This is a genomic window from Hydrogenophaga sp. (genome assembly GCF_051860785.1).
Lineage (GTDB): Bacteria > Pseudomonadota > Gammaproteobacteria > Burkholderiales > Burkholderiaceae_C > Hydrogenophaga.
This window is the reverse complement of the sequence record NZ_JBIMLB010000002.1, coordinates 41,230-61,338: the sequence shown is the minus strand read 5'-3', so window position 1 is coordinate 61,338 and position 20,109 is coordinate 41,230. Positions and strand designations below refer to the sequence as shown.

Here is a 20,109-nt window from a genome sequence, read left to right as displayed (position 1 = left end):
CGGCTCACGGTTGACCTCTCATGGGTGGGACATCGTCCAGTCGCAGTTCGGCCGCCCGGGCGTGCGCCTGCAAGCCTTCACCGTAGGCCATTTCGGCGGCGATCTTCCCGAGGCCCTGGGCGCCCGCCTGGCTCACTTCGATGAGGCTGCTGCGCTTCTGGAAGTCGTACACGCCCAGCGGCGAGGAGAAACGTGCGGTGCCGCTGGTGGGCAGCACGTGGTTGGGGCCCGCGCAGTAGTCGCCCAGGCTTTCGCTGGTGTACGCGCCCAGGAAGATCGCACCGGCGTGCTTGAGCAGCGGCTCCCAGCGGTGTGGTTCGCTGCTGGAGACTTCCAGGTGCTCGGGTGCGATGCGGTTGCTGATGGCGCAGGCCTCTTCCATGCTGCGGGTGTGGATCAGGGCGCCGCGATCGTTCAGGCTTTTGGCGATGATGGCCGCGCGCGGCATGGCGGGCAGCAAGCGCTCGATTTCACGCTGCACGGCGGCGATGTAGGCCGCGTCCGGACACAGCAGGATGCTCTGCGCGAGCTCGTCGTGTTCGGCCTGGCTAAAGAGGTCCATGGCCACCCAATCGGCGGGCGTGCTCCCGTCGGCCAGCACCAGGATCTCGCTCGGACCCGCAATCATGTCGATGCCGACGGTGCCGAACACCCGCTTCTTGGCACTGGCCACGTAAGCATTGCCCGGGCCAGTGATCTTGTCGACCTTGGGCACCGTGGCGGTGCCATAGGCCAGGGCAGCCACCGCCTGGGCGCCGCCGATGGTGAAGGCCCGCGTCACACCGGCCACATACGCCGCCGCGAGCACGAGTTCGTTGCGTTCGCCGCGCGTAGCGGTGGCGGCACCGCTGCCACCGGTGGCCACACTGCCGCGCACCGGCGTGGGCACCACCATGATGATGTCCTGCACGCCGGCCACGTGCGCGGGCACGGCGTTCATGATCAGGCTCGAAGGATAGGCCGCCTTGCCACCCGGCACGTAGATACCCACGCGGTCCAGCGGCGTGACCTTCTGGCCCAGCAGCGTGCCATCCTCGTCGCGGTAGCTCCAGCTTTCGCCACCAGCTTTCTTCTGCGCTTCGTGGTAGCTGCGCACGCGGCGCGTGGCCGCTTGCAGGGCTTTGCGCTGGGCCTCGGGCAGGCCGTCGAACGCGCGCTTGAAATCGGCCTGCGTGAGTTCGAGTTCGGCCATGTTGTCAGCGACCAGGCCATCAAAGCGCGCGGTGTACTCGAGCACGGCGGCATCGCCCCGCTGCTGAACGTCGGCCAGAATGTCGGCTACGCGCTGCTCGATGGCGCCATCGGTCTCGGACGACCAGTGCAGTCGGGCCTGGAAACGGGCCTCGAAGTCAGGCTCAACGGTCGACAGCCGCAGCGGCTCGGCCTTCATCGTCATGCCTGGACTCCCGGCACGATGGCACCGGCGAAGGCCTCGATGATGGGGCGAATGGTGGCCTGCTTGAGTTTGAGCGAGGCCTGGTTGACCACCAGGCGCGCGCTGATGTCCATGATGCGTTCGACTTCCACGAGCTGATTGGCCTTGAGCGTGTTGCCGGTGGAGACCAGGTCCACGATGGCGTCGGCCAGGCCCGTGAGGGGCGCGAGCTCCATGCTGCCGTAGAGCTTGATCAGGTCCACGTGCACGCCCTTGCCAGCAAAGAATTCCCGGGCGATCGAGGTGTACTTGGTGGCCACCTTCAGGCGCGAGCCCTGGCGCACGGCCGAGGCGTAATCGAAATCGGCACGCACGGCCACGCTCACGCGGCAGCGCGAGATGTTCAGGTCCAGCGGCTGGTAGAGGCCCTGGCCACCGTGTTCGATCAGCGTGTCCTTGCCTGTCACGCCCAGGTCGGCGCCCCCATATTCCACGTAGGTGGGCACGTCGCTGGCGCGCACCAGCACCACGCGCACGCCGGGATGGCTGGTGGTCAGGATCAGCTTGCGCGACTTCTCGGGGTCTTCGAGCACCTCGATGCCCGCAGCCCTGAGCAGCGGCAGGGTCTCGTCGAAGATGCGGCCTTTGGAAAGAGCCAGGGTGATCATTTGATTCGCTCGATGTCGGCGCCGATCCTGCGCAGTTTTTCCTCCATCTGGTCGTAGCCCCGATCCAGGTGGTAGATGCGATCGACGATGGTCTCGCCTTCGGCCACCAGGCCGGCGATGACCAGGCTGGCCGAGGCCCGCAGGTCGGTGGCCATCACCGTGGCGCCAGACAGGCGCGGGGTGCCTTCGATGACGGCGACCTTGCCATCGGTCTGGATGTGAGCACCCAGGCGCACCAGCTCGTTGACGTGCATGAAGCGGTTCTCGAAGATCGTCTCGGTGACCTTGCTCGGACCCTCGGCAATGCAGTTGAGTGCCATGAACTGGGCCTGCATGTCGGTCGGAAAACCCGGGTACTCGGTGGTGCGGAAGCTCTGCGCCTTCAGGCGCCCGGACGCGCGCACCCGGATGAAGTCGCCGCCAGCGTCCCTGCCAGCCTCGATCTCGGCGCCGGCCTCGTGCAGCTTGTCGATCACCGCGTCCAGGTGGTCGGCGCGGCCATGGCGCAGCACCACGTCGCCACCCGCGGCGGCCACCGCGCAAAGAAAGGTGCCGGTCTCTATGCGATCGGCCACCACCTGGTGGGTGCAGCCGTGCAAACGATCCACACCCTGAACATGGATGCGGCTGGTGCCGTGGCCTTCGATCTTTGCGCCCATGGCGATCAGCATCTCGGCCAGATCGCCGATCTCGGGTTCCTGCGCGGCGTTCTCCAGCAGGGTCTCGCCCTCGGCCAGCGCGGCCGCCATGAGGAAGTTCTCGGTGCCGGTCACGGTCACCATGTCGGTGGCGATGCGCGCGCCGTGCAGGCGCTGCCGGCCAGCGGGCAGCCGGGCCACCATGTAGCCGTGCTCGACCACGATCTCCGCGCCCATGGCCTGCATGCCCTTGATGTGCTGGTCCACCGGACGCGAACCAATGGCACAGCCCCCAGGCAGCGACACACGGGCATGGCCGAAGCGCGCGAGCAGCGGCCCGAGCACCAGCACCGAAGCCCGCATGGTCTTGACCAGCTCGTAAGGCGCCTCGGCCTTGATCGGATCGGCCGCCCGCAGCGTGATACCGCCGCGATCGCCGTGGGTCTCGGTCTGCACACCCATGTTGTCGAGCAACTGGCGCATGGTGGCCACGTCCCGCAGGCGCGGCACGTTGTTCAGGGTCACCGCTTCATCCGTTAACAGCGCGGCGCACAGCTCGGGCAGCGCGGCGTTCTTGGCACCGGAAATGTTCACCTCGCCCTTCAGGGTCCGGCCGCCGGTGATTCGCAATTTGTCCATGTGTGACTGACGTTCAGGGTTGGGCCGCCCACTCGGCGGGCGTGTAGGTCTTCATCGAAAGCGCGTGCACTTCATCGTTCTGGATGCGCGCACCCAGCGTGCCGTAGACGGCCTGGTGGCGCTGGATCAGGCGCCGGCCTTCGAAGGCAGGCGAGACGATCACGGCGGCCCAGTGGCGGCCGTCACCCGTGACTTCGATGTGGTCGCACGGCAGGCCAGCGGCGATGAGGGTTTGGAGTTCTTCAGCGGTCATGTCAGTGTCGAATCTTGTAGCCGGTTTTCAGGAGATGCAGCGCGATGGCACTCACCACCAGCAAGGCACTTCCCACCAGCGCCAGGCTGATCCAGGGCGACACGTCGCTCACGCCGAAAAAGCCATAGCGGAAGCCGTCGATCATGTAGAAGAAGGGGTTGAGGTGGCTCACGCGCTGCCAGAAATCGGGCAGGGAATGGATCGAGTAGAACACGCCCGAGAGGAAGGTCATGGGCACGATGATGAAGTTCTGGAACGCGGCCATCTGGTCGAACTTCTCGGCCCAGAGCCCGGCAATCAACCCCAGCGCGCCCAGCAGCGCAGCGCCCATGAAGCCGAAGACAAGAATCCACAGCGGCGCCACCAGCGAAGGCTGGGCGAACCACCAGGTGACCACCATCACACCCAGCCCCACTGCCAGACCGCGCACCACCGAAGAGCCCACATACGCGACGAACCAGGCGCGGTGCGACAGCGGCGTGAGCAGCAGGAACACGAGGTTGCCCATGATCTTGCTCTGGATCAACGAGGACGAGCTGTTGGCAAAGGCGTTCTGCAGCACGCTCATCATCACCAGGCCAGGCAGCAGGAAAGGGGTGTAGTTCACCGAGTCGTAAACCTGCACCCGCCCTTCGAGCACGTGGCCGAAGATCATCAGGTAAAGGATGGCGGTGATCACCGGCGCGGCCACCGTCTGGAAACCCACCTTCCAGAAACGCAGCACCTCCTTGTAGAAAAGCGTCTGCCAGCCGGTCATGCGGCCACCTCTGCAGCTGCCACCGGGCGTGGATGGGCACCCGTCAGGTCGAGGAACACATCCTCCAGATCGGCTTTGCGGATCTCGATGTCCTCGGGCGACACGCCCACTTCCCGCAAACGCGCCAGGATGCGCTCGACCGCCAGCGCGTCGTTAGCCGGCAGTTGCACCACGCGGCCGGTGATGCGTGCCTGCACCGCCAGATCGGTCGGCAGGGCCGCATCGGTCTTGAAACGCAGCACGTTGGACGCCGCACGCGCCAGCAGCGCGGAGGTCGACTCCAGCGCCACCACCCTGCCCTGCTTGAGCATGGCGATGCGCCCGCACAGGGCTTCGGCTTCTTCCAGGTAGTGCGTGGTCAGCAGCACGGTGCTGCCCACGCGCTTGTTGAGGTCGGAGACGAACTGCCACAGCGTCTGGCGCAGTTCCACATCCACACCTGCCGTGGGCTCGTCCAGCACGATGACGGGCGGCTTGTGAACCAGCGCCTGCGCAATCAGCACGCGGCGCTTCATGCCACCCGATAGCTGGCGCATGTTGGCGGTGGCCTTGTCCGCCAGGCCCAGGCCTTCCAGCAGCTCGTCGATCCAGGCATCGTTGCGCCGGATGCCGAAGTAGCCCGACTGGATGCGCAAGGCCTCGCGCACATTGAAAAAAGGGTCGAACACGAGTTCCTGGGGCACCACGCCGAGCTGCTTGCGCGCCGCGGCGTAGTCGGCCTGCACATCGCTGCCGTGCACGAGCACCCGCCCAGAAGTGGCCCGCGCCAAGCCCGCAAGCACGCTGATCAGCGTGGTCTTGCCCGCTCCGTTGGGCCCGAGCAGGCCAAAGAACTCGCCAGGCTCAATGTCGAAGGACACCGACTGCAGCGCATGCAGATCGCCGCGCGAAGTCGGGTAGGTCTTGGAAACGTTCTGGAAGGAGACGGCTGGCATGCGCGGGCGAGACCCAAGGGCCACCTCTGGCGGGCAGGACATCTGGCCGCCGAGGTGAACCGGGTATTTTATGCGCCACCCGCCGTCCTCGCTGGCGGCGGGGCGCTGCCCTCTAGGCGCTGGTCAGCAGTTCCCGCACGCCGTAGAGCCCGGCCAGATCCTGGAGCCGGCGTGGCCAGCCTTCCACCCTCAGGCTCTTGCCCCGGGCCTGCAAACGCCGACTCAACTCGAGAAGCACCGCCAGGGCCGAGGAATCAAACTCTCGCAGCGATGCGGCGTCCAGCACCACCGTGGAGTCGGGCTGTTGCGCAAGCTGATCGTCCAGGCGCTGCAGTGTCAGGACCGCCTCTTCCAGGGTGAGGCGGTCCGGCAAAGCCATGGCGTGCTCAGGCATGACCGCTCAACTGGCCTTGGCCGTGTTGCTCTTGTTGCGCTGGACCAGCGAGGCGATGAGACCGTCAATGCCCTTGGCGCCGATCTCCTGTGCAAACTGGGTGCGGTAGGTTTCCACCAGCCACACGCCCAGCACGTTCAGGTCATAGATCTTCCAGCCGGAGGGCGTCTTTTCCATCCGATAGTCGAGCTGGACCGGATCACCCTTGCCACGCACCTCAGAGCGCACCACGACTTCGGTGTCCTCCGGCTTGGAGCGCATCGGGCGGAACGTCAGCGTCTGATCTTTCACCTCGCCCAGCGCGCCCGAATACGTGCGCACCAGCAAGGTCTTGAACTCGTCCTGCAGCTGCTTTTGCTGCTCGGGCGTGGCCTGGCGCCAATAGCGACCCACGGCCGACGACGTCATGCGCGCAAAGTTCACGTTCGGCATGATCTTGGTGTCGACCAAGGCCATGATGCGGTTCACATCGCCCGCCTGAATGGCCGGATCTGCCTTGATGGCGGCCAGCACCTCCGCGGAGACGCGCTTGACCAGGGCGTCAGGCGCCTCGTCGGCAGCCAGGGCGGGCATGGACACCGCGGCGGCGGACATCATCACGGCGGCGAGCCAGGATCGGCGTTTCATCATGTGTTTCCTTTCGAGGCCAATGGCCTTGCTGCAGACAGGGCAGCGTACTTCATCAGACCGGCCGGATTGTGAAGGGGTTCCCCCTCAATCGTTGCTTTTCGTATCTTCCTGCGATCCCCCATCGCCCGTGCCAATTCCTTTGTCGATCATGTCGTCGATCTGGCTCTGGCGGCGGTTGAGGTAGAGATCGCGCGTGAAGCTGTATTTGTCCAGCGCCGCGCCTTCCAGCACCGCGCCCGCGCGCAGCAGGCTGGCACGGGTGTGAACGATGCGCAGCGCATACAGCGAATTGCGGGCCGATACGGGCGTGATCTCGGTCATGAGGTCGGCCTGGCTGTCGACCAACAACCCCGCTGTGTCGCGTACCGAGGATGGGCCGAGCACTGGAAGAACGACGTAAGGCCCCGAAGGCATGCCCCAGCGGCCCATGGTCTGGCCGAAATCGATGCGAGTGCGCGGAATGCCGGCCTCGCTGGCAATGTCGAGCAGACCGCCCAGGCCGAAAAAGGTGTTCAGGTTGAAGCGCGCGAGGTTCTCGGTGGCTTCCCGGGGACGAAGTTGCAGGGCGGCGTTGACCGACGACCAGAGATCACCCAGGTTGCTGAAGAAGTTGCCCACGCCGGTTTGTACCAATGTGGGCGTGACGTCCTGGTAAACCGTGGCCACAGGCTTGAGGACTGCTTCATCCACGGCATCATTGAATTTGGTGACACCCCGGTTGAAGGGTTCGAGTGGGTCGCGTGGGTTGGCGTCCGGGCCCGTGGCGCATGCGCCCAGCATCGACAACGACAACACCAGCGCACCGCTGTGGAAGGCCCGGTGGCGGCCCGAATGGTGGTTTGACATGGTTCTTCCCCTGCTCGGAACTATTCTTTCGCGGGCTCTTTAGCGGAATCCTTGTCGCCATCGGCTGCCCGACTGAACAGGAACTGACTGATAAGGTTCTCCAGAATCACAGCCGACTGCGTCTGGGTGATCACGTCACCATCGGCGATGTTGCGCTCGTCGCCGCCCGGCTCGATCCCGATGTACTGCTCGCCCAGCAAACCACTGGTCAGGATCTTGAGCGAACTGTCCTTGGGAAAAGCGTAGCGGGATTCCAGCGCCAGCGTGATGTTGGCCTGAAAGGTTTTGTCATCAAACGTAATGGATTCCACGCGCCCGACCAGCACGCCCGCACTGCGAACCGCCGCCTTGGCCTTGACGCCGCCCGCATTGTCGAATCGGCCGACCACTTTGTAGGTCTTTTCGAAGTTGAGGCTCAGCAGGTTGGCCGACTGAAGCGCCAGAAACAGGATGGCCGCTGCACCGATGAGCACGAACAGGCCCACCCAGACGTCGTTCTTGGAAGTTTGCATGGTTGTTTCTCCGCTGAAATGAGGCGTGTCAGATGCTGAACATCATGGCGGTGAGGACGAAATCCAGCGCCAGCACGCTCAGCGAGGCCACCACCACGGTGCGGGTGGTGGCACGCGATACGCCCTCGGGCGTGGGATGGGCTTCGAAGCCCTGGAGCAGCGCGACGAAGGTGACGGCAAAACCGAAGACGATGCTCTTGAGCACACCGTTGCCCACATCGGCCCACACGTCGACACCGCCCTGCATCTGGCTCCAGAAAGCCCCGTTGTCCAGGCCGATGAGCAGCACACCAACGATCCAGCCGCCCAGGATACCGACCGCACTGAACACCGCTGCCAGCAGCGGCATGGTGAACACGCCAGCCCAGAAACGCGGCGCCAGAACGCGGCGCACCGGGTCCACCGCCATCATTTCCATGGCGCTGAGCTGCTCGCCAGCCTTCATGAGACCGATCTCTGCCGTGAGCGAGGTGCCGGCGCGTCCGGCGAACAACAACGCGGTGACCACGGGCCCCAGTTCGCGCAACAGGCTCAAGGCCACCATCATGCCCAGCGCCTCGGCCGAACCGTAGCGTTGCAGGATGTAGTAGCCCTGCAGGCTGAGCACGAAGCCCACGAACAGACCGGAGACCGCAATGATCGCCAGAGAGTGGTTGCCCAGGAAATGGATCTGGTCTCTCACCAGCCCGGGGCGGCGCAATGCAGCGCCCAGCAACCAGATCAGGCGGAAGAAAAGCCGGGTGCCGTGGCCGATGTCCGCCAACTGGCGGCGCACGGCAAATCCCACGCGCGCGGGATGCAGGGCCTTCATGGACGCCTCCCTTTGCTGGACAAGCCGAAGTCTTCGGCCAGGTCGGGCCCTGGATGGTGAAAACGCACCGGGCCATCAGGCAGGGCATTGACGAACTGCTTGACCAAAGGATCTTCGCTGTGGCGCACCTCTTCGGGCGTGCCCTGGGCCGCGATCTTGCCGTTGGCCAGCACGATGACCTGGTCGGCAATGTGGAAGGTTTCGTCGAGATCGTGCGAGACCACGATGCTGGTCAGGCCCATCGCGTCGTTGAGCTGGCGGATCAGCCGCGCTGCAGTGCCCAGAGAAATCGGGTCCAGGCCCGCAAAGGGCTCGTCGTACATTACCAGTTCGGGGTCGAGCACGATGGCGCGGGCCAGGGCGACGCGCCGCGCCATGCCGCCCGACAGCTCGCTCGGCATGAGGTCGCGGGCGCCGCGCAGGCCCACCGCGTTGAGCTTCATCAGCACGATGTCGCGCACGAGAGCGTCAGGCAAAGCGGTGTGCTCACGCAAGGGGAAAGCCACGTTGTCGAACACGCTCATGTCGGTGAACAGGGCACCGAACTGGAACAACATGCCCATGCGGCGCCGCGCGGCGTACAGGGCCTTGGGGTTCATCACCGTCACGTCCTGACCGTCGAACAGCGTCTGGCCCTTCTGCGCGCGAATCTGTCCACCGATGAGTTTGAGCACCGTGGTCTTGCCGCCGCCTGACGCGCCCATGAGCGCCGTGACCTTGCCACGCGGCACGGTCAGCGAAATGTTGTCGAGGATGGCGCGCTCGCCGTAACCAAAGGTCAGGTGACGCAGTTCGACCAGAGGGGTGTTGGAGTCGGTGGGCATCAAACAAAAAACCGGGCAGTTCAGGGCCCGGTTTTTGAATGATACGGGATTCAGGTCACCGGCGTGTCAGCGCGGGAGATCGGAAAACCCCATGAGGTACTCGTCGACCGAACGGGCAGCCTGGCGGCCTTCTCGAATCGCCCACACGACGAGGCTCTGACCGCGGCGCATGTCGCCAGCGGCGAACACCTTGGGCACGTTGGTGGCATAGCCGCCGGTGAAGTCCGTGCTCGCCCGAGCGTTGCCGCGGGCATCCTTGTCGACACCAAAGCCGTCCAGGATGCTGGCCACCGGGTTCACGAAGCCCATGGCCAGCAGCACCATGTCTGCCTGGTAGGTCTTTTCGGTACCGGGAATCTCGACCAGCTTGCCGTCCTTCATCTCCACGTGCACGGTCTGCAGACCGGTGACCTTGCCCTTCTCGCCCAGAAATGCCTTGGTGGAAATGGCGAATTCGCGCACGCAGCCTTCTTCGTGGCTGGAGCTGGTCCGCAGCTTGAGCGGCCAGTAAGGCCACACCAGCGGCTTGTTTTCCTCTTCGGGCGGCTGGGGCATCACTTCGAACTGCGTCACGCTGGCCGCGCCGTGGCGGTTGCTGGTGCCCACGCAGTCGCTGCCGGTGTCGCCGCCGCCGATCACGATCACGTGCTTGCCGTCGGCGCGCAGCTGGCCCTTGAGCTTGTCGCCTGCGTTCACCTTGTTCTGCTGCGGCAGGAACTCCATGGCAAAATGGATGCCATCCAGGTCCCGGCCGGGCACCGGCAGATCGCGGCTCTGCTCGGCGCCGCCCGTGAGCAGCACGGCATCAAAGTCCTTCTGCAGTTGCTCGGGAGAAACCGTCTCTTTGGCCCAACTGGTCACCTTGCTGCCTTTGGGCAGCTCACCCACCATCACGCCCGTGCGGAACACCACGCCTTCGGCCTCCATCTGCTTCACACGCAGGTCGATGTGGCTCTTCTCCATCTTGAAGTCGGGAATGCCGTAGCGCAGCAAGCCGCCGACACGGTCGTTCTTCTCGAACAGGGTCACGTCGTGACCCACGCGCGCGAGTTGCTGGGCCGCTGCCATGCCGGCGGGGCCAGAACCCACCACGGCGACCTTCTTGCCGGTCTTGTGGCGCGGCGGCTGCGGCTGCACCCAGCCCTCGGCCCACGCACGGTCAATGATGGCGTGCTCGATCGACTTGATGCCCACGGCGTCGTCGTTCACGTTGAGCGTGCAGGCCGCTTCACAAGGCGCCGGGCAGATGCGGCCGGTGAACTCGGGAAAGTTGTTGGTGCTGTGAAGCACCGTGATGGCGTTCTTCCAGTCGCCCTGGAACACCAGGTCGTTGAAGTCCGGAATGATGTTGTTGACCGGACAGCCGCTGTTGCAGAACGGCGTGCCGCAGTCCATGCAGCGGGCCGCCTGCACCTTGGACTGCGACTCGTCCAGTCCCACCACGAATTCCTTGTAGTGCTTCAAGCGCTCGGGTACGGGCTTGTAGCCCTCTTCCAGGCGCTCGAATTCCATGAAGCCAGTGACTTTTCCCATGATGCGTGTCCTTCAATCGTGTTCGATGCGGCGGGCTTACTTGGCCGGAGCCAGGGACTTCTTCGCCGAGCCCTGGGCCTTGGTGGTGGCGGCCGCGGCCGTCTTGCGGGCGTTGATCTCGCCCAGCGCGCGCTTGTACTCGTTCGGGAACACCTTCACGAAACGGCCGCGCGACTGCGCCCAGGTGTCCAGCAGTTCGCGTGCGCGCTTGCTGCCCGTCCAGCGGTTGTGTTCTTCCAGCAGCTTTTTCAACTGGACTTCATCGGTCTGGTCGCGGTGCCAGATGGCGCGGTCCATGCCGGCTTCCTGTTCGGCCGAAGGCAGGACCTTCTCCAGGCTGACCATCGCCGTGTTGCAGCGCCGGGCGAACTCGCCGTCCTCGTCGAACACATAGGCCACGCCGCCGCTCATGCCGGCGGCAAAGTTGCGCCCGGTCTTGCCCAGCACCACCACCGTGCCGCCGGTCATGTACTCGCAACCGTGGTCGCCCGTGCCCTCCACCACCGCGGTGGCACCCGACAGTCGCACGGCAAAACGTTCGCCGGCGACACCGCTGAAGAAGGCTTCGCCCGTGGTGGCGCCGTACATCACCGTGTTGCCGACGATGATGTTGCGCGCCGCCTCGCCGCGGAAGTCGATGCTGGGGCGAACCACCACACGGCCGCCCGAGAGGCCCTTGCCGGTGTAGTCGTTGGCATCGCCGATGAGATACAGGGTGATGCCACGCGTAAGGAAGGCACCGAACGACTGCCCGCCCGTGCCTTCGAGCTGGATGCGGATGGAGTCATCCGGCAGGCCTTCAGGGTGCACTTTGGTCACGGCGCCGGAGAGCATCGCGCCCACCGAGCGGTTCACGTTGCGCGCCACTTCGATGAACTGCACGCGCTCTCCTTTGTCGATGGCCGCGCGCGACTTCTCGATCAGCACCACGTCCAGCGCCTTATGTAGGCCGTGCTCCTGGTTCTGCGTGTGCAGGCGAGGCACGTCAGCAGGCACCTGGGGCAGGGCCAGAAGGCGGCTGAAGTCCAGGCCCCTGGCCTTCCAGTGCTCGATGCCCTGCTTCATGTCGAGCAGGTCGGCGCGGCCGATCAGGTCGTCAAACTTGCGGATGCCCAGCTGCGCCATGATCTGGCGCACTTCCTCCGCGACGAAGAAGAAGTAGTTCACCACGTGCTCGGGCTTGCCGCTGAATTTCTTCCGCAGCACCGGGTCCTGCGTGGCCACGCCCACCGGGCAGGTGTTGAGGTGGCACTTGCGCATCATGATGCAGCCTTCAACCACCAGCGGTGCGGTGGCGAAACCGAATTCGTCGGCACCCAGCAGCGCGCCGATGGCGACATCGCGGCCGGTCTTCATCTGGCCGTCGGCCTGCACGCGAATGCGGCTGCGCAGGCGGTTGAGCACCAGCGTCTGTTGCGTCTCGGCCAGGCCGATTTCCCAGGGGCTGCCCGCATGCTTGATGGACGACCAGGGCGAGGCGCCCGTACCGCCGTCATGGCCCGCGATCACCACGTGGTCGGCCTTGCACTTGGCCACGCCGGCGGCGATGGTGCCCACGCCGATCTCGGACACCAGCTTGACGCTGATGCTCGAGTGCGGCGCCACGTTCTTCAGATCGTGGATGAGCTGCGCCAGGTCTTCGATGGAATAGATGTCGTGGTGCGGCGGCGGAGAAATCAGACCCACGCCGGGCACGCTGTGGCGCAGCTTGCCGATGTAGTCGCTCACCTTGCCACCGGGCAACTGACCACCCTCGCCGGGCTTGGCACCTTGCGCCATCTTGATCTGGATCTGGTCGGCACTGTTGAGGTACTCGGCGGTGACGCCAAAACGGCCGGAGGCCACCTGCTTGATCTTCGAGCGCATGGAGTCACCGGCCTGCAGCTCGTAGTCGACCTCGAAGGTGTCCTTGCCGAGCAGGTCGGACATGGTCTGGCCCTGCTTGATCGGGATGCCCTTGAGCTCGTTGCGGTAGCGCAGTGCATCTTCGCCACCCTCGCCGGTGTTGCTCTTGCCGCCGATGCGGTTCATGGCCACGGCCAGCGTGGCGTGCGCCTCGGTGGAGATCGAGCCCAGCGACATGGCGCCCGACGCGAAGCGCTTGACGATCTCGCTGGCAGGCTCCACCTCGTCGATGGCAATCGCCGTGGCGGGGTCGATCTTGAACTCGAACAGGCCACGCAGCGTCATGTGACGGCGACTCTGGTCGTTAATGAGCTGCGCGTATTCCTTGTAGGTGTTCCAGTTGTTGGCGCGCGTGCTGTGCTGCAGCTTGGCGATGGCGTCGGGCGTCCACATGTGTTCTTCACCACGCGTGCGCCAGGCGTATTCGCCGCCTGCATCCAGCATGCTGGCCAGCACCGGATCGTCGCCGAAGGCCGCCTTGTGCATGCGGATGGCTTCTTCCGCGATCTCGAACACACCGATGCCGCCCACGCGGCTGGCAGTGCCGCTGAAGTACTTGTTCACCACCTCGCTGTTCAGGCCGATGGCCTCGAACAACTGCGCGCCGCAGTACGACATGTAGGTCGACACGCCCATCTTGGACATGATCTTGGACAGGCCCTTGCCGATCGCCTTCACGTACTGGTAGATCGCCTTGTCGGCATTGAGGTCGCCGGGAAGATCCTTGTGGATGGCAGCCAGCGTCTCCATGGCCAGGTAGGGATGTACGGCTTCCGCGCCGTAGCCTGCCAGCACGGCAAAGTGGTGCACTTCACGCGCGGTGCCGGTCTCGACCACCAGACCGGCGGTGGTGCGCAAGCCTTCGCGCACCAGGTGCTGGTGAATGGCCGACAGTGCCAACAGCGCAGGAATCGCGATGCGCGTGGCGCTCACGTTGCGGTCGCTGATGATCAGGATATTCTTGTGCCCCTTGATCGCGTCCACGGCGGCCGCGCACAGCGAGGCCAGCTTGGCCTCCACACCCTGCCGACCCCAACTGGCCGGGTAGGTGATGTCCAGCGTGTGGCTGCGGAACTTGCCTTGCGTCACGACATCGATGTCGCGCAGTTTGGCCATGTCGGCGAAATCCAGCACGGGCTGGCTCACCTCCAGCCGCATCGGCGGATTGACGTGGTTGATGTCGAGCAGGTTGGGCTTGGGACCGATGAACGACACCAGCGACATCACGATCGCTTCGCGAATCGGGTCGATCGGCGGGTTGGTCACCTGCGCGAACAACTGCTTGAAGTAGTTGTAGAGCGGCTTGTTCTTGTCCGACAGCACCGCCAGCGGACTGTCGTTGCCCATGGAGCCAATACCCTCTTCGCCATTGGCCGCCATCGGGCTCATCAGGAACTTGATGTCTTCCTGCGTGTAGCCGAAGGCCTGCTGGCGGTCCAGCAATTCGGGGGCGAAGTTCTCGACCCCGGACGCCTGAGGTTCGGTGGCGCTGATGCGCTGCTCTTGCGCCGACTCGCCCGCCACGGGAGTCTCCACGTCGTCGAGGCGGATGCGCAGGTTCTCGATCCACTGCTTGTAGGGCTTGGTGTTGGCGAGGTTGGCCTTGAGCTCCTCGTCATCGATCATGCGGCCCTGCTCCAGGTCGATCAGGAACATCTTTCCGGGCTGCAGGCGCCACTTGCGCACGATCTTGTTCTCGGGCACAGGCAGCACGCCCGACTCGGAACCCATGATCACGAAGTCGTCATCGGTGATGCAGTAGCGCGAGGGGCGCAGGCCGTTGCGGTCCAGCGTGGCGCCGATCTGGCGGCCGTCGGTGAACACGATGGAAGCGGGGCCGTCCCATGGCTCCATCATGGCCGCGTGGTATTCGTAGAAGGCCTTGCGGCGCTCGTCCATCGTGGTGTGCTGCTCCCACGGCTCGGGGATCATCATCATCACAGCCTGCGCCAGCGGGTAACCCGCCATGGTGAGCAGTTCCAGGCAATTGTCGAAAGTGGCGGTGTCGGACTGGCTGGCAAAACTGATCGGGTAGAGCTTCTTCAGGTCCTCGCCGAGCACGGGCGACGACATCACGCCCTCGCGCGCCTTCATCCAGTTGTAATTGCCTTTGACGGTGTTGATCTCGCCGTTGTGCGCCACATACCGGTACGGATGCGCCAGCGGCCATTCCGGAAAGGTGTTGGTGGAGAAGCGCTGATGCACCAGCCCCAAGGCAGACACGCAGCGCTCATCCTCAAGGTCCCGGAAGTAGGTGCCAACTTGATCGGCCAGCAGCAGGCCTTTGTAAACCACCGTGCGGCTGCTCATGCTGACCACGTAGTACTCCTTGCTGTGGGTCAGTTGCAGGCGCTGGATGGCAGCACTGGCGGTCTTGCGGATCACATACAACTTGCGCTCCAGCGCGTCCTGCACGATCACATCGCTGCCGCGGCCGATGAAAACCTGACGAATCACGGGCTCCTTCTCGCGCACAGTGGGCGACATGGGCATGTCCTTGTTCACCGGCACATCGCGCCAGCCCAGCAGCACCTGGCCTTCGGCCGCCACCGCGCGCTCCATTTCCTGCTCGCACGCCAGGCGGCTCGCGTGCTCCTTGGGCATGAAGATCATGCCCACGCCGTACTCACCGGCCGGAGGCAGGTTCACGCCCTGCGCGGCCATCTCCGCGCGGTACAACGCGTCGGGCAACTGGATCAGCAACCCGGCACCATCACCCATCAGCTCGTCCGCCCCCACCGCACCCCGATGGTCCAGGTTTTCAAGGATCTTCAGGCCTTGCTTCACGATGGCATGGCTCTTCTCGCCCTTGATATGAGCCACAAAACCCACGCCGCAAGCATCGTGCTCGTTCGCGGGGTCGTACAGGCCATATTGCTGGAGGTGCTGTTGCTCGGCTGCCTTGTTCATGGCGCTTCCTTCTTGGTTCGTGGGGCAAAAACGGACTGGAAAGGATATTGCATTGCAACAACAATGCCAAGCACATTAAATGGGGTCAGATTCTAATTTTCCCTTCTGATTTGAAGCAAATTTTTTAATGGGGACATATCAGATTGACCGCGTTTATCACTGGTGCTCGGGTCGTTCAGCGCTCTGCCACGGGCTTGGAAACCGGCCGACCTCTAGGCGACGGTGAAATACGTCGTGTCGTCTTTTTCTGCAACTCGGCCATGAATCCCACGTCCCCCAATGCCCATCCTCGCAAGGTGGCATCGGTGATGGCGCGCTGTGACGGTGTGTCCAACCCCATGCGCACCATTTCGGTGTAGGCGGCCTCGCGCGCAAAGGGGGTGTTGCCCAAAGCCCAGTACATGGGATGCGGCGTGACCCGCTTGTCTTGCGTTTGTCCGGTGAAGTGGCGATGACTGGACCAGGCATGCTGCCTCGGTTCGCTCACCAAGCCCGCACGAACCGGGTTGAGGTCGAGGTAAACCATGCAGGCCAGCAAATAACGCTCGGTCTGGATCAAAGTGGATTTGTAGCGACCTTCCCACAAGGTACCTGTGCGACGATGCCGGTCATTGAAATAGCGCACATAACTTCGCCCGACGGCCTGCATCATCAGAGGCACACCTTCGGTCGTGTCGGGTGTGAGCAACAGATGGAAATGGTTGTCCATCAGCACGTAGGCGTTGATGGCGACATGCTGCTTGCGCGCGTTGTCGCTCAGCACATCCAGCAAGACATCGCGGTCGGTATCGTCCATCACCATGGGCTGGCGGTTGTTGCCGCGCTGGATCACGTGGTGCGGGTAGCCGGGTACGGTGAGGCGGGGCAAACGGGCCATGTGCAGCAGCTCCAGAATCTAAAAATTGGAATCTGACCCCAATTAAACATCCTCATGACGACGGTTCCACACAACTTGAAGGCGGCGGGCGAGCAGGATGCCGAGTACGCAACATGCCCCGGTGACCACCCAGGTCCATTGCCAGCCACCCACCTGAGTGGCAACCCACGCCACCATGGGAGGGCCGAGGAATTGTCCGAACGCTGAGAACTGCTGCATCCAGCCCAAGGTGGTGGAAACGGTGCCATGGTCCGGCGCCAGGCGCACTGACAGGCCAAACAAGGTACCGGGAATGAGCCCACCTACGCCCGAGAACACCAGCACCGCGAGGTATTGCCAGACCGGATGGCCCTGGGCGCTGAACGTCACCAGAGCACCCAGGCCCATGGCCGCATAGGCCAGCATGAGAACGTTGCCCGGGCGTGCGCCCCGGGCCAGCCACCTGCCGGCGCCAATGTTGCCCGCCATATTGATGCCTGCAGCCAGTGCCGTGAGCACGCCCACCACGCCGTCGGCGTAACCTGCCTGATGGTAGATCGTGGGCAGGAAGCCAACGACCGCGAGCCACTGGCCAGAGTAGAGCAAGGAAGCGAGTGCCAGAAGCCAGGGGCCCGGTGCCCGCAAAGTGCGCGCCAGTCTGGGACCCAGCGCATTGGCGTTCGCCGCCGGCGTCATCCGCGCATCATGCGGTACCCAGCGTGCCAGTGCGAGGGCCGCTACGGTAGACAGCAGGGCCAGGAAACACCATGCACCACGCCAGCCGACGACCCCGAGCAACGGCACGCCCAGCAGCAGGGCCAGAGCCGTACCCAGCGGCATGTACGAGCCCCACCAACCGAGTGACCGAGCAAGTGTCTGCCCATCCTCCACAAGTTGGCGAAGCAAACTGGGCGCTGGCAGCACGGCAAGCAGGAAACCCATGCCTTCGATCACGCGCATGGCCAGCAGGGTCTCGACATTGGGCGAGAGCGCACCAAGTGCGCTGCTCAGAGCGAGCAGACCCAGCCCACCGAGCATGACGCGTCGTGGCCCCAGTCGATCGGCCATGAGTCCCACCAGCAATCCCAACGTCATCCCGGCCAGTTGCACAAGGGAAAGCAGGAAACCCGCTTGCACCAGGCTCATGCCCAGGGACTCGCGAAGCACGGGAATGGCCACCGGCAGCTTGCCCACATGCAAGGCGCAGCTCACACCCACCAGCACCACCAGTGCAGCCAGCCGCCGCGGGTCGGTGGTCGACGGCGCGCTCACGGAAACAACACTGCGCCCAGAAGCCGCTCGTGTTCCCGGATGGCAAAGCGGTCGGTCATGCCGGCGATGTAGTCGGCCACGGCCCGCGCCTGGTGCTGTCGCTGGCCGTGTGCTTCCGGCATCTCGGAAGGCTTTTCCATGTACAGATCGAACAGATCCGAGACCACCCGCCGCGCTCGTTGGGTGGTTTCCATGACCTGCGGGTGTCGGTAGAGGTTTCGCAGCAGAAAGATCTTGAGCACCCGGGTGCGCTCGCGCATGCCCTCGGAAAAAGCCACGAGCCTCGGACCAGCGCGAACCGCATCGACGCTCTCGACTCCAGAAGCCGCAATGCGTTCGCGCGTCGTGTCGATGACGTCATACACCTGATCGCTGAGCATCAAGCGGATCGCCTCGAACAGGAGACGGCGGCCCGCGAGACTGGGATGGTGGGTCAACGCCAGCCGGCGGTAGTGTTCGAACAGCTCCACTTCGGCGAGTTGTTCCATGGACAGCAAGCCCGATCGAACGCCGTCGTCGATGTCGTGCGCGTTGTAGGCGATCTCGTCCGCCAGGTTGCACAACTGGGCTTCGAGCGAGGGCGAGCCTCCGTGCAGGAAGCGCCATGCCACGCCGCCGGGCTCCTGCTGCTCCAGGCGCAGGGCATTGGCTCGTGAACAATGTTTCAGCACACCTTCACGCGTTTCAAAGCAGAGGTTGAGCCCATCAAAGGCCGGATAGCGTTCCTCCAGTTCGTCAACCACGCGCAGGCTCTGCAGGTTGTGCTCGAAGCCCCATCCGTCCCCCGCGTCGGGTGCATCCTGGGGGCCGCGGTTGCGCAGGCATTCGTTGAGCGCATCCTGTCCGGCGTGGCCGAACGGTGTGTGGCCCAGATCGTGGGCCAGTGCAATGGCTTCCACCAGATCTTCATTGAGGCGCAGCGAGCGGGCGATGCTGCGCCCGAGTTGGGCCACTTCGAGTGAATGCGTAAGCCGCGTGCGAAACAGGTCACCCTCGTGGTTGAGGAACACCTGGGTCTTGTAGACCAAGCGTCGAAAGGCGGTGCAATGGATCACCCGATCGCGGTCGCGCTGGTAGGCGGTGCGGGTGGGCGCTTCGGGCTCTGGGTACCTTCGACCCCGGCTGAAGGCCGGGTTGCTCGCGTAAGGCGCCAGGCCCTCAGCAGAAACGATACCGGTTCCGGTCATGGGTGGTGAACGCTGGCATCGATCACGCGAGCCACCACCTCATCGGGCACCGACTGCACCCTGGCGTGGCCCGGGTGGTCGATCAGAACGAACTTGATCTCGCCCGCCTCCGCCTTCTTGTCCACCCGCATCAGCGCCAGATAGCGGCCCACATTGTCCCGCGGGTCCAGCACCGGCGCCACCGTAGGCAGGCCCGCTCGATGCACCAGTGCGGCCAGCCGATCGACGAAGGCTTGATCCACCAGTCCCATGGCACAGGAGAGACGGGCCGCCATCACCATGCCGCACCCCACAGCTTCGCCATGCAGCCATTGCCCATAGCCCATGCCCGCCTCGATGGCATGCCCGAAGGTGTGACCGAAGTTGAGGATGGCGCGCAACCCGCCTTCGCGCTCATCCTGCCCCACCACCTCGGCCTTGATTTCGCAACTGCGCCGCACGGCGTGGCCGAGCGCTTCGGGATCGCGCAGCATCAGTGCATCCATGTGGGACTCGATCCAGTCGTAGAACACCATGTCGGCGATGGGGCCGTACTTGATGACCTCGGCGAGCCCCGCGCTGAGCTCACGTGCGGGCAGTGTCTTGAGGGTGTCCAGATCGCACACCACGCGCTGAGGCTGATAGAAGGCCCCGATCATGTTCTTGCCGAGCGGGTGGTTGATGGCCGTCTTGCCGCCCACCGAGGAGTCCACCTGTGCCAGCAAGGTGGTCGGCACCTGCACGAAAGGCACGCCGCGCATGTAGCTGGCAGCAGCGAAGCCGGTCATGTCGCCCACCACACCGCCGCCCAAGGCGAACATCACAGTCTTGCGGTCGCAGCCATGCGTCAGCAAGGCATCGAAGATGAGGTTGAGTGTTTCCCAGTTCTTGTGGGACTCGCCATCGGGCAGGCTCACCGTATGGATCTTTGGGTAACGGGGTGCGAGCGCACGCGCCAGGCGCTCGGCGTAGAGCGGCGCGACCGTCTGGTTGGTGACAATCAGCGCGCTGGTGGCCGTGGGCAGGTGCGCGTAGGTATCGGGCGCATCCAGCAAGCCTGGGCCGATGGCAATGTCATAGCTGCGATCACCCAGGTCGATGCGCACTGGATCGAGGCCGGAATCCGGAATCAGAGAAGTCATGACCCCGAGTTTATGCCGTGCATACCGCACGACCCGGTGCAGG

The 20,109-nt window shown here is 64.4% G+C and carries 18 protein-coding genes; all 18 read right to left on the bottom strand.

Going from position 1 to position 20,109, the window contains the following annotated elements:
• Positions 1-4 precede the first annotated feature (4 nt).
• Positions 5-1,396, bottom strand: a complete 1,392-nt coding sequence (hisD, locus tag ACTIF6_RS03270; protein ID WP_439586583.1) for a histidinol dehydrogenase — start codon at positions 1,394-1,396, stop codon at positions 5-7.
• Positions 1,393-2,043: an ATP phosphoribosyltransferase gene (gene hisG / locus ACTIF6_RS03265; protein WP_439586582.1), complete on the bottom strand. Its 651-nt coding sequence runs from the start codon at positions 2,041-2,043 to the stop codon at positions 1,393-1,395. The genes hisD and hisG overlap by 4 nt, the downstream gene beginning before the upstream one ends.
• A complete protein-coding gene (gene murA / locus ACTIF6_RS03260) occupies positions 2,040-3,320 on the bottom strand; it encodes a UDP-N-acetylglucosamine 1-carboxyvinyltransferase (protein ID WP_439586581.1) in 1,281 nt (426 codons plus the stop codon). The genes hisG and murA overlap by 4 nt, the downstream gene beginning before the upstream one ends.
• 13 nt (positions 3,321-3,333) lie before the next feature.
• Positions 3,334-3,573: a BolA family protein gene (locus ACTIF6_RS03255; protein WP_439586580.1), complete on the bottom strand. Its 240-nt coding sequence runs from the start codon at positions 3,571-3,573 to the stop codon at positions 3,334-3,336.
• A gap of 1 nt (position 3,574) precedes the next feature.
• Positions 3,575-4,330 carry an ABC transporter permease gene (locus ACTIF6_RS03250; RefSeq protein WP_439586579.1) on the bottom strand — a complete coding sequence of 252 codons (756 nt, stop codon included), beginning with the start codon at positions 4,328-4,330 and terminating at the stop codon, positions 3,575-3,577.
• Positions 4,327-5,265, bottom strand: a complete 939-nt coding sequence (locus tag ACTIF6_RS03245) for an ABC transporter ATP-binding protein (RefSeq protein WP_439586578.1) — start codon at positions 5,263-5,265, stop codon at positions 4,327-4,329. Before ACTIF6_RS03245 ends, ACTIF6_RS03250 begins: the two co-directional genes overlap by 4 nt.
• A gap of 112 nt (positions 5,266-5,377) precedes the next feature.
• Positions 5,378-5,659, bottom strand: coding sequence for an STAS domain-containing protein (locus ACTIF6_RS03240; RefSeq protein WP_439586577.1), 282 nt, complete (start codon positions 5,657-5,659; stop codon positions 5,378-5,380).
• Between the two features lie 6 nt (positions 5,660-5,665).
• Positions 5,666-6,286 carry an MlaC/ttg2D family ABC transporter substrate-binding protein gene (locus ACTIF6_RS03235; RefSeq protein WP_439586576.1) on the bottom strand — a complete coding sequence of 207 codons (621 nt, stop codon included), beginning with the start codon at positions 6,284-6,286 and terminating at the stop codon, positions 5,666-5,668.
• Positions 6,287-6,373: 87 nt separating this feature from the next.
• Positions 6,374-7,135 (bottom strand): MlaA family lipoprotein, encoded by a 762-nt coding sequence (locus ACTIF6_RS03230; protein ID WP_439586575.1) that lies wholly within the window; start codon positions 7,133-7,135, stop codon positions 6,374-6,376.
• Positions 7,136-7,155: 20 nt separating this feature from the next.
• Positions 7,156-7,647, bottom strand: a complete 492-nt coding sequence (gene mlaD, locus ACTIF6_RS03225) for an outer membrane lipid asymmetry maintenance protein MlaD (protein ID WP_439586574.1) — start codon at positions 7,645-7,647, stop codon at positions 7,156-7,158.
• 28 nt (positions 7,648-7,675) lie between these two features.
• On the bottom strand, positions 7,676-8,458 hold the full coding sequence (gene mlaE, locus ACTIF6_RS03220; protein WP_439586573.1) for a lipid asymmetry maintenance ABC transporter permease subunit MlaE: 783 nt from the start codon (positions 8,456-8,458) through the stop codon (positions 7,676-7,678).
• The gene (locus ACTIF6_RS03215; protein WP_439586572.1) at positions 8,455-9,282 is read right to left on the bottom strand and encodes an ABC transporter ATP-binding protein; all 828 of its coding nucleotides are present in this window, start codon (positions 9,280-9,282) and stop codon (positions 8,455-8,457) included. The genes mlaE and ACTIF6_RS03215 overlap by 4 nt, the downstream gene beginning before the upstream one ends.
• A gap of 66 nt (positions 9,283-9,348) precedes the next feature.
• The gene (locus tag ACTIF6_RS03210) at positions 9,349-10,815 is read right to left on the bottom strand and encodes a glutamate synthase subunit beta (RefSeq protein WP_439586571.1); all 1,467 of its coding nucleotides are present in this window, start codon (positions 10,813-10,815) and stop codon (positions 9,349-9,351) included.
• A 36-nt stretch (positions 10,816-10,851) separates the two neighbouring features.
• The gene (locus tag ACTIF6_RS03205) at positions 10,852-15,630 is read right to left on the bottom strand and encodes a glutamate synthase-related protein (protein WP_439586570.1); all 4,779 of its coding nucleotides are present in this window, start codon (positions 15,628-15,630) and stop codon (positions 10,852-10,854) included.
• Between the two features lie 175 nt (positions 15,631-15,805).
• The gene (locus tag ACTIF6_RS03200; RefSeq protein WP_439586569.1) at positions 15,806-16,507 is read right to left on the bottom strand and encodes a transposase; all 702 of its coding nucleotides are present in this window, start codon (positions 16,505-16,507) and stop codon (positions 15,806-15,808) included.
• A 42-nt stretch (positions 16,508-16,549) separates the two neighbouring features.
• On the bottom strand, positions 16,550-17,758 hold the full coding sequence (locus tag ACTIF6_RS03195; RefSeq protein ID WP_439586568.1) for an MFS transporter: 1,209 nt from the start codon (positions 17,756-17,758) through the stop codon (positions 16,550-16,552).
• Complete coding sequence (locus ACTIF6_RS03190; protein WP_439586567.1) at positions 17,755-18,945, bottom strand: deoxyguanosinetriphosphate triphosphohydrolase; 1,191 nt, start codon at positions 18,943-18,945, stop codon at positions 17,755-17,757. Before ACTIF6_RS03190 ends, ACTIF6_RS03195 begins: the two co-directional genes overlap by 4 nt.
• Positions 18,942-20,066 (bottom strand): 3-dehydroquinate synthase, encoded by a 1,125-nt coding sequence (gene aroB, locus ACTIF6_RS03185; RefSeq protein WP_439586566.1) that lies wholly within the window; start codon positions 20,064-20,066, stop codon positions 18,942-18,944. The genes ACTIF6_RS03190 and aroB overlap by 4 nt, the downstream gene beginning before the upstream one ends.
• Positions 20,067-20,109 lie beyond the last annotated feature (43 nt).

Bases quoted from the DNA above. Each gene is read 5' to 3' on its own strand.
- ACTIF6_RS03245 (WP_439586578.1), bottom strand. From the start codon at position 5,265: ATGCCAGCCGTCTCCTTCCAGAACGTTTCCAAGACCTACCCGACTTCG.
- mlaD (WP_439586574.1), bottom strand. From the start codon at position 7,647: ATGCAAACTTCCAAGAACGACGTCTGGGTGGGCCTGTTCGTGCTCATC.
- ACTIF6_RS03235 (WP_439586576.1), bottom strand. From the start codon at position 6,286: ATGAAACGCCGATCCTGGCTCGCCGCCGTGATGATGTCCGCCGCCGCG.
- aroB (WP_439586566.1), bottom strand. From the start codon at position 20,066: ATGACTTCTCTGATTCCGGATTCCGGCCTCGATCCAGTGCGCATCGAC.
- ACTIF6_RS03200 (WP_439586569.1), bottom strand. From the start codon at position 16,507: ATGGCCCGTTTGCCCCGCCTCACCGTACCCGGCTACCCGCACCACGTG.
- ACTIF6_RS03210 (WP_439586571.1), bottom strand. From the start codon at position 10,815: ATGGGAAAAGTCACTGGCTTCATGGAATTCGAGCGCCTGGAAGAGGGC.
- ACTIF6_RS03205 (WP_439586570.1), bottom strand. From the start codon at position 15,630: ATGAACAAGGCAGCCGAGCAACAGCACCTCCAGCAATATGGCCTGTAC.
- ACTIF6_RS03255 (WP_439586580.1), bottom strand. From the start codon at position 3,573: ATGACCGCTGAAGAACTCCAAACCCTCATCGCCGCTGGCCTGCCGTGC.
- hisD (WP_439586583.1), bottom strand. From the start codon at position 1,396: ATGACGATGAAGGCCGAGCCGCTGCGGCTGTCGACCGTTGAGCCTGAC.
- ACTIF6_RS03190 (WP_439586567.1), bottom strand. From the start codon at position 18,945: ATGACCGGAACCGGTATCGTTTCTGCTGAGGGCCTGGCGCCTTACGCG.
- ACTIF6_RS03240 (WP_439586577.1), bottom strand. From the start codon at position 5,659: ATGCCTGAGCACGCCATGGCTTTGCCGGACCGCCTCACCCTGGAAGAG.
- ACTIF6_RS03230 (WP_439586575.1), bottom strand. From the start codon at position 7,135: ATGTCAAACCACCATTCGGGCCGCCACCGGGCCTTCCACAGCGGTGCG.
- hisG (WP_439586582.1), bottom strand. From the start codon at position 2,043: ATGATCACCCTGGCTCTTTCCAAAGGCCGCATCTTCGACGAGACCCTG.
- ACTIF6_RS03250 (WP_439586579.1), bottom strand. From the start codon at position 4,330: ATGACCGGCTGGCAGACGCTTTTCTACAAGGAGGTGCTGCGTTTCTGG.
- murA (WP_439586581.1), bottom strand. From the start codon at position 3,320: ATGGACAAATTGCGAATCACCGGCGGCCGGACCCTGAAGGGCGAGGTG.
- ACTIF6_RS03215 (WP_439586572.1), bottom strand. From the start codon at position 9,282: ATGCCCACCGACTCCAACACCCCTCTGGTCGAACTGCGTCACCTGACC.
- mlaE (WP_439586573.1), bottom strand. From the start codon at position 8,458: ATGAAGGCCCTGCATCCCGCGCGCGTGGGATTTGCCGTGCGCCGCCAG.